14 protein-coding genes are annotated in these 13,072 nt (G+C 70.6%); 7 read left to right on the forward strand and 7 right to left on the reverse strand.

The annotated features are described in order from the left end of the window. Window positions 1-62: 62 nt before the first annotated feature. Window positions 63-764, forward strand: coding sequence for a GAF and ANTAR domain-containing protein (locus tag ACSJDX_RS10630; protein ID WP_438352653.1), 702 nt, complete (start codon window positions 63-65; stop codon window positions 762-764). A 22-nt stretch (window positions 765-786) separates the two neighbouring features. Next, window positions 787-1,533 (forward strand): ANTAR domain-containing protein, encoded by a 747-nt coding sequence (locus ACSJDX_RS10635; protein ID WP_438352654.1) that lies wholly within the window; start codon window positions 787-789, stop codon window positions 1,531-1,533. 58 nt (window positions 1,534-1,591) lie between these two features. On the opposite strand, the gene ACSJDX_RS10640 is transcribed toward ACSJDX_RS10635, so the two are convergent. Both ACSJDX_RS10640 and ACSJDX_RS10645 read right to left on the reverse strand, forming a co-directional pair. Continuing rightward, a complete protein-coding gene (locus ACSJDX_RS10640; protein WP_438352655.1) occupies window positions 1,592-2,914 on the reverse strand; it encodes a flavin monoamine oxidase family protein in 1,323 nt (440 codons plus the stop codon). Between the two features lie 39 nt (window positions 2,915-2,953). Then, window positions 2,954-3,949: an epimerase gene (locus ACSJDX_RS10645; protein ID WP_438352656.1), complete on the reverse strand. Its 996-nt coding sequence runs from the start codon at window positions 3,947-3,949 to the stop codon at window positions 2,954-2,956. Window positions 3,950-4,227: 278 nt separating this feature from the next. Between ACSJDX_RS10645 and ACSJDX_RS10650 the strand changes: the two genes are divergently transcribed. Then, complete coding sequence (locus tag ACSJDX_RS10650; protein ID WP_438352657.1) at window positions 4,228-4,614, forward strand: DUF1801 domain-containing protein; 387 nt, start codon at window positions 4,228-4,230, stop codon at window positions 4,612-4,614. 52 nt (window positions 4,615-4,666) lie between these two features. On the opposite strand, the gene ACSJDX_RS10655 is transcribed toward ACSJDX_RS10650, so the two are convergent. Both ACSJDX_RS10655 and ACSJDX_RS10660 read right to left on the reverse strand, forming a co-directional pair. Then, on the reverse strand, window positions 4,667-4,918 hold the full coding sequence (locus tag ACSJDX_RS10655; protein WP_438352658.1) for a putative acetyltransferase: 252 nt from the start codon (window positions 4,916-4,918) through the stop codon (window positions 4,667-4,669). Continuing rightward, the gene (locus ACSJDX_RS10660) at window positions 4,912-6,393 is read right to left on the reverse strand and encodes an SDR family NAD(P)-dependent oxidoreductase (protein ID WP_438352659.1); all 1,482 of its coding nucleotides are present in this window, start codon (window positions 6,391-6,393) and stop codon (window positions 4,912-4,914) included. Before ACSJDX_RS10660 ends, ACSJDX_RS10655 begins: the two co-directional genes overlap by 7 nt. A gap of 42 nt (window positions 6,394-6,435) precedes the next feature. Between ACSJDX_RS10660 and ACSJDX_RS10665 the strand changes: the two genes are divergently transcribed. Together ACSJDX_RS10665 and ACSJDX_RS10670 are read left to right on the forward strand one after the other, a co-directional pair. Next, entirely contained in the window at window positions 6,436-6,627 is a 192-nt protein-coding gene (locus tag ACSJDX_RS10665; RefSeq protein ID WP_438352660.1) for a hypothetical protein, read from the forward strand. Then, the gene (locus ACSJDX_RS10670) at window positions 6,627-7,169 is read left to right on the forward strand and encodes a 2'-5' RNA ligase family protein (RefSeq protein WP_438352661.1); all 543 of its coding nucleotides are present in this window, start codon (window positions 6,627-6,629) and stop codon (window positions 7,167-7,169) included. The genes ACSJDX_RS10665 and ACSJDX_RS10670 overlap by 1 nt, the downstream gene beginning before the upstream one ends. Here ACSJDX_RS10670 and ACSJDX_RS10675 read toward each other — a convergent pair. Continuing rightward, a complete protein-coding gene (locus ACSJDX_RS10675) occupies window positions 7,166-8,287 on the reverse strand; it encodes a WxL protein peptidoglycan domain-containing protein (RefSeq protein WP_438352662.1) in 1,122 nt (373 codons plus the stop codon). The two genes, ACSJDX_RS10670 and ACSJDX_RS10675, sit on opposite strands and share 4 nt — an antisense overlap. 84 nt (window positions 8,288-8,371) lie before the next feature. Further along, complete coding sequence (locus ACSJDX_RS10680) at window positions 8,372-10,360, reverse strand: lamin tail domain-containing protein (RefSeq protein ID WP_438352663.1); 1,989 nt, start codon at window positions 10,358-10,360, stop codon at window positions 8,372-8,374. Between the two features lie 164 nt (window positions 10,361-10,524). Between ACSJDX_RS10680 and ACSJDX_RS10685 the strand changes: the two genes are divergently transcribed. Beyond that, window positions 10,525-10,935, forward strand: a complete 411-nt coding sequence (locus tag ACSJDX_RS10685; RefSeq protein WP_438352664.1) for an NUDIX hydrolase — start codon at window positions 10,525-10,527, stop codon at window positions 10,933-10,935. Between the two features lie 7 nt (window positions 10,936-10,942). Here ACSJDX_RS10685 and ACSJDX_RS10690 read toward each other — a convergent pair whose 3' ends face one another. Further along, entirely contained in the window at window positions 10,943-11,878 is a 936-nt protein-coding gene (locus ACSJDX_RS10690; RefSeq protein ID WP_438352665.1) for a DUF1990 family protein, read from the reverse strand. Window positions 11,879-11,993: 115 nt separating this feature from the next. Between ACSJDX_RS10690 and ACSJDX_RS10695 the strand changes: the two genes are divergently transcribed. Then, window positions 11,994-13,046: a DUF4474 domain-containing protein gene (locus ACSJDX_RS10695; protein WP_438352666.1), complete on the forward strand. Its 1,053-nt coding sequence runs from the start codon at window positions 11,994-11,996 to the stop codon at window positions 13,044-13,046. The last annotated feature ends 26 nt before the right edge of the window (window positions 13,047-13,072 follow it).

The following is a 13,072-nucleotide window of genomic DNA, read 5'->3' on the forward strand; positions in this document are numbered from 1 at the left end:
CGTGGGCGCCGACGACACTGTCACGCGGTGCCTCGTCGGTCGATCGAGACGGACGGGGAACTGTGGACGTGTCTGCTCAAGGGAGCGGCCGGGAAGCCTTCGACAGTGCGTTCCTGCAACTGGCGGGGACGGACGGCCGCGGAGATCTGTGCGGACCCTTCCTGCGCGTCGTGGGTGTGACCGGAGTGGCAGTCTCCACGCTCGGACAGCCGTTGGGCAGTCAGACCGTGTGCGCGACCGACGTGACCGCGGCGCGCATCGACGAGATACAGATCGACCTCGGTGAAGGACCCTGCTGGGACGCGATCCGCGCACGCCGCCCGGTGCTCTCGCCCGACCTCGCTCGGGGTGGCGAACGGTGGCCGGGGGCGCGAGAGGCGTTCCACGCGCTCCAGATCGGTGCCCTGTTCGCATTCCCATTGTTCGTCGGCGACCTGGATGTCGGCATCGTCGACCTCTATTGCGATGCGCCGCGGACCCTCACCTCCCGCGCCATCGATGACGCGACGGCCTTGGCGGGCGTCGTCTCACGCCGCGTGCTGCGCAATGCTCTCGACGACCTCGACGATCCTGGTCGAGAGATGATCGTCGAACCGCATTCGCGGCGAGAGACGCACCAAGCCTCGGGGATGATCGCCGCTCAGCTGGCGATCGGAGTTGATGATGCGATGCTCGTGCTGCGCGGTCGAGCGTTCTCGTCCGGTCGTCCGGTCGGCGACGTGGCTCGCGACGTCGTATCCCGTCGGCTGACCTTCGAACCGTGAGGGCCGCGTCCTACACTCAACTATGAGCACACGCGAAGACGAGCTCCTGCGGACAGTGGGCACATTGGCCGACTCGCTCGTCGACGACTTCGATGTCGTCGACCTTCTCCAGCTCCTGGTGGACGAGTCGATCAAGATCTTCGATACGACGGCGGCGGGCATTCTTCTCATCGGCGGAGGCGGCCAGCTCGAGGTCATCGTGTCCACGAGCGAACGCAGCGAGCTCATCGGACTCATGCAGCTCCGTGCCGGTGAGGGGCCTTGCGTCGAGGCGGCATACTCGGGCCGGGTCGTCTCTGTCGCCGACCTGCGAGAGGTGCAGGACCGCTGGCCTCGATTCGCCCAAGACGCCCGAAAGTCGGGGTTCGCGTCGTTGCACGCCATCCCGATGCGGCTTCGTGACTCGACGATCGGCTCGCTCAACCTCTTCCGAGGTCATGTCGGTGAGCTGAATGCGGAGGATGCACTGGCCGCCAAGACGCTCGCCGACATCGCCACGATCAGCATCCTCCAGCAGCGCTTGGTCGAGGAGGCGCAGCTCGCGCGCGGGCAGCTGCAGCGTGCCCTCGACAGTCGCGTCGTGATCGAGCAGGCGAAGGGATACATCGCGCAGAGCCTCGGACTGGACATGGATGCTGCCTTCCAAGTGCTCCGCGCCCACGCGAGGTCCGCTCAGCGACGGCTCGGGGACGTGGCATCCGACGTCATCTCCCGACGGATCGACGTCGACCAGCTGGAGCCCGAGCGTCGCGGCGACCGCACGACCTGAGTCGAAGGCGAGTGTCGCAACCGGGCGCCTGCACCCGAGCGCGGCAGGCGAGGTGGTCTCAGCTCCAGGCGTTTCGGATCGGCACGGCCTTACCGAGTACATGCTCGGCGGCGCGGTGGCCCGACAGCATTGCGGCGGGGACGGTGGCGGGGTCGTCGGTCCACGTCGCCTCGCCGGCGAGGTGCAGCACGCCGCCGATGGGGGTCGCCAGGTCGTCGTGGTCGGCCGTCGAGGCACCGAGGGTCATGTAGGCGTACGAGCCGCGCGACCACGGGTCGTCCTGCCAGTCGGTGACGTGCACTGACGTCGGCGCCTCCACCCGTTCCCCGTACAGGCGGCGCAGCTGATCGAGAACGGATGCGGCGATATCGTCCTCGCTCCAGTCCCGTGTCGCCTCGGCGGCCGGACCGGCCGCGAACGTCAGGAGCGTCGGCACGCCGTGCAGAGCCGTGAGGTCGTACCAGGAGTGCCACCAGCGACCCTCGGTGCCCTGCTGGCGGATCGCATAGACGCCGTCGTCCCAGAACTTCGTCGGGAAGCGTAGGAACACCTTCTCGAACGCGTTCATCCCGAGGCGCCCGAGCGCTCCCGCGTTCGGCTCGGGCAGGGGCGGCTCGATCGCGAAGTCGTCGGATCGGAGCACCCCGACCGGCACGGTCACGATCGCCGAATCGGCGGCGAACGGGCCGTGGTCGGTCGTCACCACGACGCCCTCGCCCGACCACTGCACCCGCGACACGACGTGCACGAGCCGAACGTCGAGCCCGTCGACGAGCTGCCGTGGAAGCATGTCGTATCCGTCGGGGAAGACGACCTCATCGCCCTCGATCGCGTCGTCGTCGAGGCCGTGGGCGGCGAGGTCGCCGATCCACGCGCCGTACTGCTCCTCCGAACGGTGCTCGAGGTACTCGCGCACGCGCTGGGCGCGCTCCTCGGGCCACCCCTGTGCGGCCAGCGCGACCTCGGTCACATCGCGGTACGAGGCATCCCTCGCCGACTCCTCGATCGCGTGACGCAGCGCGACGTCGACGGCGCGGATGTCGTCGGCGAAGGCGCGCGCCTCGGCATCCGTCAACCGTCGCGCGTCCGGGGAGTAGTAGGCGATCGGGCGGCTGTCGGGCTGGTAGCCGCCGACGGTGAACTCGACGGTGCGCATGCCGAGCGCGTCGGCGGCTGCCGCGACGGGGGAGTCGGTGATCCCGTGGATCCATGAGGCGCCCATGTCGGTGACGAGGCCGAAGCGCCGGTCGGTCGATACTCGTCCGCCGACGCGGTCGCGCGCCTCGAGCACGACGACGCGACGGCCGGCGGCGGTGAGCAGGCGCGCGGCGGTGAGTCCCGCCACTCCCGCGCCGACGACGATGGTGTCGAAGCGCTCCATGGCGCACCTGCTTTCCGGTTCGGATGCTGCGCTCCGACGCTATCGGGCGGAGCGGGTGCGTCGCGACACGTCGCGGAGCGCCTCCTCGAGATCGGGATGACGGAACGAGAACCCGGCGTCGAGGAGCTTCTCGGGGAGCACCCACCGGCTCTTGAGGATCAGCTCAGGCTCGGTGCGCAACACGGCCATGGCCGCGTCGATCATCCACCGGTTCGACGGCAGCCCGAACGGTGCTCCCACGACGCGTCGCAGCGTGCGCATGAGGGTGCGGTCGTCGGACGGATTCGGCGATGTCAGGTTCACCGGACCGCTGAGCTCGTCGTTGTCGCGGAGGAAGCGCATCGCGGCGATGACGTCGTCGATGTGGATCCAGCTGAAGCGCTGCCGCCCGTGGGTGCGGTACCAGGGGGCGCGGTCGGAGCCGGTCGGATGCGTGCCGATGCCGCGATACCGGCGGTGCGGTGGCGCCCACCCGTCGTGGTGCGCGCCCCCCAGGCCGAGTCGGGCGAGCAAGAGGAGGCGCTGCGCGGCGGGCCCGTCGCCGAGCACGATCGCCATCCGCAGGGCGACCCGGCGGGTGTGCGGCAGGTCGCCCTCGAAGAGCTCCCGCTCCCAGGAGGTGGCGACGTCGACCGAGAAGCCCTCGCCGATCACGCCGTCGACCTCGGCATTCGGCCGTTCCGTGGAGTGGCGATAGATCGTCGCGGTGGACGCGTTGAGCCAGACGCGCGGCGGTGCGTCGGCGGTGCGGATGGCCTCGCGCAGCGCGGACGTCGTGGCGGTGCGCGAGTCGAGGATCTCGTGACGATTGCGCGCCGTGTAGCGGCAGTCCACCGAGCGGCCGGCGAGGTTGACGACGAGGGCGGCGCCGTCGACGGCGTGACGCATGGCGCGCGCGTCGGACCACCGGACTGCCTGGTTCCGCCCGATCCGACGCACGGCGTAGCCGTCGTCGGTGAGCGCCGCGATGAGGTGTCGACCGATGAACCCGCTCCCGCCCGCGACGACGGCCACGGGCTGAGTACACCTGTTCATGACTCGACCGTAGTACGTTTGTGAACATGTTCAGTAATCCGATCCGACGAACTCTGGGAGAACGGTTCACCGCACTGCACCCGCAGCTGCAGACGTACTTCGCTGACATCCCCGACGGACACGTAGGCGTCGGGAACGGCACCTACATCTGGGCGGGCCTGCGGTGCCGATCGCTTCGCTCGGTGTTCGCGGTGCGAGGTGTACGGCTATCACGGCACGTTCGTCTACGCGCACGAGCCGGCCTGGGCAGGGCCGCCGGATCCCGTCAGAATGAGTCCGTGAGCGATGACGCGGCGGTGACCGATTACCTGCAGGGCTTGACCGAGGCGCGTCGGGCGGACGCGCGGGCGCTGATCGCGCTCCTGAGCGACGTGACCGGCGAACGGCCGCAGATGTGGCCCGGGAGCATCGTCGGATTCGGCTCGCGCCACTACCGCTACGAGAGCGGCCGCGAAGGCGACACGATGCGGGTCGGATTCGCCGCCCGCGCGAGCAGCTGCGTGCTGTACGGCCTCCTCGACGCACCCGAGGGCGAAGCGCTCGTCCGGGCGCTCGGGCCGATCAAGCGAGGGAAGGGATGCCTCTACCTTCCGCGGATCGGCGAGGAGCAGGTGGCCGCGCTGAGGCCGTTGGTGGTTGCGGCCTACGCGCACACGGAGGGGTGACCGCCGGGGCGATCTCGGACCTGCCGGGGGTCTCGATACGTCGCCGGCGCGCCTACTCGACCGCCGGGGGTGGGGGCGGAGCCAGCGGTGCGGCGTGCGGACGTCGTGGAGGAGGCGGCGGAGGAACGGCCTTCGCCGCGATGATCGCCGAGCGAGGAATCCGCTCCACACCACGCTTGCCGTCGACGATGACGGTCTCGGCGTCCGCGGCCACCAGCATCCCGAGCGCGTCGGTCGCCTGTCCGGAGGGCAGCAGGTATCGGACGACCACGCGGTGGCCGGGCTCGGGGAGGCGGATCACCACTGACCGGGGGCGTAGTCCTTCAGGAACACGCCGAACAGGTCTTCGCCGGCCTCGCCGCGCACGATCGGGTCGTACACGCGTGCGGCGCCGTCGACGAGGTCGAGCGGTGCGTGGAAGCCCTCCTCGGCGAGACGCACCTTGGTCGGGTGCGGGCGCTCGTCGGTGATCCATCCCGTGTCGACGCTGGTCATCAGGATGCGATCGGTCTCGAACAGCTCGCGGGCGCTCGTGCGCGTCAGCATGTTGACGGCGGCCTTGGCCATGTTCGTGTGCGGATGCCCCGGGCCCTTGTACCCGCGGTTGAACACGCCCTCCATCGCACTGACGTTCACGATGTAGGTGCGCCGCGCCGGGCTCGCCGCGAGCGAATGGCGCAGCTTCGAGATGAGCAGGAACGGCGCGGTCGTGTTCGCCAGCTGCACCTCGAGCATCTCGAGCGGGTCGACCTCGTCCACGCGCTGCGTCCATGAGTTCACGTCGTGCAGGTCGGGGATGAGGCCGCCGGCGTCGATCGCCGTGCCGGCGTTGAGGCGCTCGAGCGAGCTCGACCCCGCGGCCATCGCCTGCTCGGTGAGCTCGTCGGCGCGCGCCGCGGCGGCCGCCAGGATCGGGTGGGCCGACACCGACCGCTCGAGTGCCTGCGGGTGCTGGTCGTTGGTGTGGCCGAACGTGACGAGTTCGGGCAGCGGTCCGTCGGGGAGCGGGGCGAGTTCGGCGTCGACGAGCGGCTGATAGGCACCGGGCGAGCGGCGGACGGTCTGAGTGGCGTTGTTGATCAGGATGTCGAGCGGGCCGGCGGCCGCGACGTCGTCGGCGAGCCCGACGACCTGAGCCGGGTCGCGCAGGTCGATGCCCACGACCTTGAGCCGATCGATCCACTCCGGCGCGTCGGGCAGACTGCTGAACCGGCGCACCGCATCGCGAGGGAAGCGCGTGGTGATCGTGGTGTGCGCGCCGTCGCGCAGCAGCCGGAGCGCGATGTACATGCCGATCTTCGCGCGTCCGCCGGTCAGCAGCGCGCGCTTGCCGGTGAGGTCGGTGCGGGCGTCCCGCTTCGCGTGGCTCATCGCCGCGCAGTCCGGACAGAGCTGGTGATAGAACGCGTCGACGAGCGTGTACGGCTGCTTGCAGATGTAGCAGGCGCGCGCCTTGATCAGCGTGCCGGCGGTCGGCGCCGCGGTGGCCGTGCTGATCGGGATGCCGCGCGTCTCGTCGTCGATGCGGTCGGGCGCACCCGTGGCGGTGGCGGCGACCACCTGGCGGTCGGCTTCCGCGATCGCGTCTCGGATCTCGCGGCGTCGCACCTTCTTCACCGCCTTGAACATGGCGGCGGTGGCGCGGCGGACCGCGACGTAGTCGGGGTGGGTCTGATCGACCTCGGCCATGCCCTCCAGCACCCGCAGGGTGGTCTCGAGATCGTCGGGATCGATGCCGCTGGGCGGCAGGTCAGGCGCGACGGGATTCTCGGGAGGCACAAGAGATTCTACGACGGCGCATCGGCCTGTTAGCGTGCCCGGATGAGCACGAACGTCGATCGCCCGACCGGTGGCATCCGTTCCTTGGAGGAAGACGGGGTCGAGGCGCTCCGCGCGCGCGAGGCAGCGACATCGCGCATGCGCGAGGCGCTGGGAGACGCGTGGGATCAGGGGTACGCCGCCGGCCGCGCCGACGCGGCTCAGGATGGCGACACCCGCAACCCGTATCGCTGATGTCCGACGTCGTCAGCATCGAGCTGCTCCTGGATGCCGCGACCGAGGCGCGCGTGCGCGCCGACTGGACGCGCCTGGCCGGCGAGGGCCTGTCGAGCATGGGGCTCAACCCCTCCGCGTCGAACCGGCCGCACATCACCCTCCTCGTTCGCACGACCTTGCCGTCGATCGGCTTCGAGGAGGCGTGCGGGCTCCTCCCCATCGACCTGCATCTGGAGCAGCCCGCGCTGTTCGCACACGGCGACCGCGGCGTGCTGATGCGCCCCGCCATCCTCGACGGGCCGCTCCGGGCAGTGCGCGACGCGGTGCACGACGCGGCACCGGAGGGGACGGATGCTGCGCACACCGCACCAGAGGAATGGGCACCGCACGTCACCCTCGCCCGGCGGCTCCGCCTGACAGACCTCGATCGCGCACGCGCGCTCCTCGGGGACGGCTTCTCCGGTCGTGGGGTCGCTCTTCGCCGGTGGGACGCCGCGACGGCGAGCGTCACGACGCTCCGAGGCCGCGACGGACGCTCGGCGGCGCCCGCCGATACCTAGCGAACCGGAGGATCTATCGCGGCGTCGGCCGAAGTCGCAGGCTCAGGCGCCGGAGCGTCCCGTGCGGCGAGGGCCGCAGCGACCGCTCCTTCGATGCGGGCCTCCTCGCGCGCCTTCGTCGTGCGGCGACGGCGACGGGTGAGCAGGACGACGCCGACCACGGCCGCGGCCACGAGCAGCAGCACGACCAGCAGCGCCCAGGGCACGGCGGCTGTCACCGCCGAGCCCTCGATCACGGGGTAGTCGGCGGGGGACCCTGCGGCGACGAGGTCGGATGCGGCGTGAGGAACGAGGGAAGCCGTCGCCCACAGCGCGAAGGCGGGGAAGACGCCCTCGACGGTGACTGTTGTACGCCACGTCTCGCCCGGAAGCAGCTCGGGTGCAGCATCCATCGACGATGCGTCGACGCCGAGCATCCCGAACGGTCCGGCCAGGTGCACCGCCTGGTCGGCCGACAGGCGCACGTTGCCGGTGTTGCGCACGGTAAAAGCGACCGTGGCGGCGCCGGTCCCGAACGGATTCACGGTGCCCGCGTAGTCGACCTGCAGGTCTTCGAGGGCGAGGGCCGGCGCGAGGTCGCCGGTGACGCGGAGGTGCACGCGGATGCCCAGGCGACGGTCGACCGAGATGCCCTGCGAGGTCTGCGGAGAGCCGAGAGAGGACAGGACGGCCCCGGCGTAGTCGCCCGGTGTGATGTCGGCGGGCACGGTGAGGGTGAAGGGGACTTCCACGGCCTGCCCCGCCGGCACCGAGACGGTGCTCGCGGCGAGGGCGATCCACGCGCCGAGCTGCGTCGACGGGGTCGCGCGCGGGAGCACGTCGAGCTGACCGCTCTCGTTGGTGAATCCGTCGGCGGACGACAGCGCGAGGTCGAGTGGGGCGTCGCTGTAGTTGGTGACGATGAGCGCGTCCGAGACGGTGGCGCCAGGGTCCACCGTGTAGGCGTAGTTCTGCCGTCCCGCCCCCTCGGCCGTGTCCGCCGTGCGCACGCCCCATGTGGCGTCTCCTTCGGCGGCGGAAGCCGCGGCCCCGCCGCCGAGCGACAGCGCTGCGAGCAGCGCCGCGGTGATCAGACGGGGCAGGAGCGCGCGACGAGCGGAAGTAGGGCGGTGGAGCACGGAGGGTCCTCGAGATGGGGGAAGGGGAGAGACCGAAGGTCGGGGCGGGCGCCGCAGCACCCACCCCGACCACGATGGTCCGGATCAGCCGAGCGCCGTGAGCGTCAGCGTAGCCGTGTAGGTGCCGTCGGTGACGTCGACCGGGAGCATCAGATCGAGGTCGGCGCCGAGCTTGGCCGAGCCCTTCGCGTGCCCGACCGCGGCGTTGCCGAGGGTCGCCGCGCCGGCCAGGCCGTTGCCGGTGACGAAACCGGACGCGACCTGCGCGCCGGCCGCAGCACCGCCGCCGGCCTCGAGCACCTTCGGCGTCCAGCCGAGGTACTTGCCGGAGAACGACGCCCCACCGGCGGTGAAGTCGCCGACCTGGGCCGAGATCGACCATGCCGGGCTCGCCGCACGCGTGTCCGTCACGCGGATCGGGTTGATGGCTCCGGCCGCCTCGAAGTGGTCGCCCTTGACGACGGCCGTGCCGAGGCTGACGATGCCGTTGGTGCCGTCGACGCTCCAGACGAAGTCGCCCGCGGCCTCCGGAACGACGACCTTGAGCTGCTGCGCGTTCGGGTCGACCGGGGTGGTCGACGGCGTGCAGGTGATCGTGCCCTCGCGCAGCGCGACGCCGTTGATGCCGTTGTCGTCGGCCCACACGACCGGCTTGACGCCGTTCACGCAGAGCGCCTGCGGCGCGACGGTGAAGCCCTCGTTGTTCGAGTTGGGCAGTCCGGCCGGCCGGTCGTAGATCGCGGTACGCGCGAAGCGTCCATCGGCGCCGATGCCGTACGTGGCGAACTTTCCGCCGCACGTGTCGTCGCAGATCGCCCAGACGGCGCCCTTCTCTGCGTCGTACTGCACCTCCATGACACCCTTCGGGAAGCCTGTGGTGATCGTGGCCAGCAGCGTGAACTTCGTGCCGTCGGTCTGGTCGAGCGCGAACGCGTAGACATTGCCCGTTCCCTCGAGTCCCACGAAGAACAGCCCGGTGCCGTGATTGGCGAACGCGGCCGGGTCGTACACGGTGCCCGCGTCGGTCGTGAAGCCCTTCGCGGTGAGGAAGGTGTCGGGAACGAACGTGATGCCCTCGAGGCCGAGGTTCGCGCCGACTGTCGGCAGGGCCGCGGTGAGGTTCCACTCGATCGTCGCGGTCAGATCGGTCGCGCCGGAGTTCGGGTCGTACTTCAGCACCGACGGCCGACTGACGGAGTTGTTGCTGTTGTTGCGCTCGGAGGCGACGAAGACGCCCGAGCTGGTCTTCACCACGCCCTCGGAGTCGACGTCGCCCGTGCCGTCGGTGAAGTGGAGGGCCTTGCCCTGCTCCCAACCCGCCGCGGGAACCCAGGTGGATCCCGACTTCTGGAGCGCGAAGAGCCCGTCGCCGGTGCGCGTGTTCGGCGCTCCGCTCGAACCGTTGCGCACGGCCCACAGCGTGTCGGGTGCGCCACCGGTGCCGAGCTCCCAGCTCAGGCCGCTCATGTTGCTGGCGAACGGGCCGAATCCGGCGGCGGACGCGTCGGTCACCGTCGATCCGCCCGGCCACGGCGAGGCGGGCAGCGGGTCGGTGGGCGGGGGAGTCGTGCCGCCGCCGCCCGTGCCGCAGACGTTCGCGGCACCCTTCGACGGGGTGGTGTTGACGACGAACGCGCCCGTGCCGTCGGCGCAGCGGCCCCACGTCGCGGGATAGACCGAGTCGGCGGTCCACGTGAATCCGTCGACGAGCGTGGTGTTGTCGTTCAGGTACAGGCGCGCGGCGTCGCCGCCCTTGCCCAGACCGAAGGTCGCGCCCACGTCGAACGTGGCGTAGCCGCCGGCGGCGATGACGGTCCCCGCGGGGATGTCGAAGCGGTTGGTGTCCTGGTTGTCCTTGAGGATGAGGCCGGACGCGTCGACCGGTGACGAGCCGGTGTTCTTCAGCTCGATCCAGTCCTGCGGGACGCCGCTCGCGTCGACCTCGTTCACGACGAGGGTCGGCAGGGTGGCGGCGGTCGCCGCGGCCACGCCGAACGGCGCGACGGCGGCCAGCGACGCGAGGAGCAACGCCGAGGTGACACCGGCCACGAGGGGCCGCTGCATTCTTGCCATGGGATTTCCGTTTCCAATGAGTTCGAGCCCGCACCGGACCGCCCGACACCCTCCTCCTGCCCTCGGAACGGAGGGTGCGATCTTGCGAACGAAACGTGAACATCGGATGGCTCGTCCGTGGCGATCGGCGATGAGGCATTCGGCCGCGGTGTTAGCGTGCGGAGGTGACTCCCGATGCCCCTACTCCGGCGCGCAGCATCCGTGTGTCCGCAGCCGTGATCCTCGACGCGGCCGAGCGCTTGCTGCTCGTGCGAAAAGCGGGGACGACCGCGTTCATGCAGCCCGGCGGCAAGCCTGAGCCGGGGGAGACCCCCGCTCAGACGCTGTCGCGCGAGCTCGAGGAGGAGTTGGGTCTGGTCGTGCCGCCGTCCGACCTCCGCTCGCTCGGCGAGTTCTCCGCGGCGGCGGCGAACGAACCGGGGTTCGTCGTGGTCGCCGACGTGTTCGGCGCCGACATCGGCACGCAGACGCCCGTGGTGGCGGCGGAGATCGAAGAGCTCAGGTGGGTGTCGCGCGCGGACGCCGCGACGCTCGAGGTCGCTCCGCTCGCGCGGGAGCACTTCCTGCCCGGGTGATCGGCGGTCAGCGGTCGGTCTTCGCGACGAGATGACGGTTGCGCGCCACGATGAGTCGTCGCAGATAGGGCACCAGGACGAGCCGTTCGACGAGGAGCCCGCCGACGGGTGAGGCGAGGGTCACGATGTCCGTCATGCGGGTGCCCGAGGCATCCGCCTCGAAGAGGTGCTCGTGACGGAACAGCCGGAACGGCCCGCCGACCTGCTCGTCGACGAAGCGGCGCGGCGCATCCCATGCCGTGATGCGCGACGTCATTACGAACCAGACGCCGAGATGCCGAGCGCGCCACGTGACCGACTCGCCGTCGCCGATCCGGCCGCTGGTCACCCCCGCGATCGCGCGCTCCCGCGATCGGCGCATCGATGCGAGATGGGCGTCGATACTGACGGATGCCTCGAACAGCACCTCCGGCGCCGCGCTCGCACGGGTCTGCACGATGAACGTGCTCGCGCGGAGAGCGCGGCGATAGCGGTACCTCGCCAGGTGCTGCGCGATGCGCAGGAGCGGGTGCACGAGACGCCAGCGGCGCTGCGGCGAGGGACGCGTCAAAGAGCGGATCGTGAGCACCACGTCGTCGGCGTCCCGCCAGACGATGAACGCCTCCTCGCCGTCGACCGGGTGACCCGGGAGCGTGCGGTACGCGAACCCGGCACGATCGTCGCGGTCGACGACGGCGACCACCTCGACCGGCTCGCGCACCGTCACGCCGGGAATGCCGGCGACGATCGTCGGCCGGTCACCCACGGAGACCCGCGTGCGCGGTGCCACGCGGAATCCGCTGCGGGTCTTCACCGCCCACACCAGGACCTCGTTGCGCACCCGGTCCCACGTGTGCGCGCCGGAGCCGATCACAGTGCTGCGCTCGTACCGGCGGTGGTGCGACGCGGTGCGCGGCCAGCGTGCGAGCTCGGGCGCGGTCTGGGATCCATCGAGGGAGGGCACGCTCCCGATCCTCGCGCACCGGGCGGAGATGGGGAAAAGGAACCATGGGTCGTCGTCGCCACTGCCTCTAGGGTGAGGGGAGCACCGGGGAGGGGGCCGTATGGCAGTCCAGGGGATGGATATCGCGGACGTCAGATCGCTGGCGGCGTCGTTCTCGAAGGCGGCCGGACAGCTCGAGGCGGCGGCCACGCACCTCGACGCGGATCTGTCCCGCGCCCGCTGGCTCGGGCCGGACGCCGCGACGTTCCGCTCCGACTGGAACTCCTCGCACCGCGCGGCGCTGCGCCGCACCGCCACGAGCCTCCGCGACGTGAGCCGGCTGCTGGTGCGCCAGGCTGACCAGCAGGACGACGCGTCCCGGAACGACGGCGGCGTGAGCGCGTCGGGTGCCGGCCACGTCGGATCCAGTCGCGGCGGCTCGGCCTTCGCCGGCGCGCATGCCACGGGAACGGGGAAGGCGCCAACCGACATCTTCAGCCTGCTCGATGGGGCCGCCGGCGGCATCCGTGACCTGACGTCCGACCCGCTCGGAACCCTCGGCGACATCGCCGACACCGCCATGCGCAACGCCATCGTGGAGCAGTGGATCTCCGAGAAGCTCGGCTTCGAGTACCAGGGCGCCGACAAGGACTTCTACACGACGAACCAGACCTCGATCCAGAGCCACCTCGGCTTCATGGACCTGTTCGACGACGCGGGTTTCGCGCTCGGCATGGACCTCGACGACAGTGTCAACGAGTTCGAGTACGGCGGACGCGAGTACAAGCTGGAGCTGTGGAAGGGCAGCTACGGCGGCGGAAGCGCCTTCGGCGGCGAGATCGGCCTCTACATCCGCGATCCCTCCCATTCTGTCCTGGATTCGCCCGGTCAGGCGATCGACGGCTTCTATCCGGCCGCAGCACCGGCCGACCGCATCCTGTCCGGCCAGACGATCTACAACGTGCACACCGGCGAGGAGTACTTCACCAACGAGAAGGACGACCCGGCGTACTGGAACCTCGCGATCCGCACGGACCCCGGAATCGACAAGAGCGATCTCGGCCAGCGGGGATGGCTCCAGGTGGACGATCCCGGGCTCCGGAGGGAGATGGCGGCCGAGATGCGGCGCCAGGGCCTCGAGGTGACCGTCGACCCGCACACACGGCGTATCAACTACGTCTGGGAGTGACGCGACCGCGCCCTCAGGGTCGGTGC

The sequence above is a fragment of the Microbacterium fluminis genome (genome assembly GCF_051549805.1).
Taxonomy (GTDB): domain Bacteria; phylum Actinomycetota; class Actinomycetes; order Actinomycetales; family Microbacteriaceae; genus Microbacterium.

Excerpts from the sequence above, each read along its gene's own strand:
- ACSJDX_RS10670 (WP_438352661.1), top strand. The coding sequence starts at position 6,627 with ATGTCCGACGTCGTCAGCATCGAGCTGCTCCTGGATGCCGCGACCGAG.
- ACSJDX_RS10645 (WP_438352656.1), bottom strand. The coding sequence starts at position 3,949 with ATGAACAGGTGTACTCAGCCCGTGGCCGTCGTCGCGGGCGGGAGCGGG.
- ACSJDX_RS10695 (WP_438352666.1), top strand. The coding sequence starts at position 11,994 with ATGGATATCGCGGACGTCAGATCGCTGGCGGCGTCGTTCTCGAAGGCG.
- ACSJDX_RS10640 (WP_438352655.1), bottom strand. The coding sequence starts at position 2,914 with ATGGAGCGCTTCGACACCATCGTCGTCGGCGCGGGAGTGGCGGGACTC.
- ACSJDX_RS10680 (WP_438352663.1), bottom strand. The coding sequence starts at position 10,360 with ATGGCAAGAATGCAGCGGCCCCTCGTGGCCGGTGTCACCTCGGCGTTG.
- ACSJDX_RS10635 (WP_438352654.1), top strand. The coding sequence starts at position 787 with ATGAGCACACGCGAAGACGAGCTCCTGCGGACAGTGGGCACATTGGCC.
- ACSJDX_RS10665 (WP_438352660.1), top strand. The coding sequence starts at position 6,436 with ATGAGCACGAACGTCGATCGCCCGACCGGTGGCATCCGTTCCTTGGAG.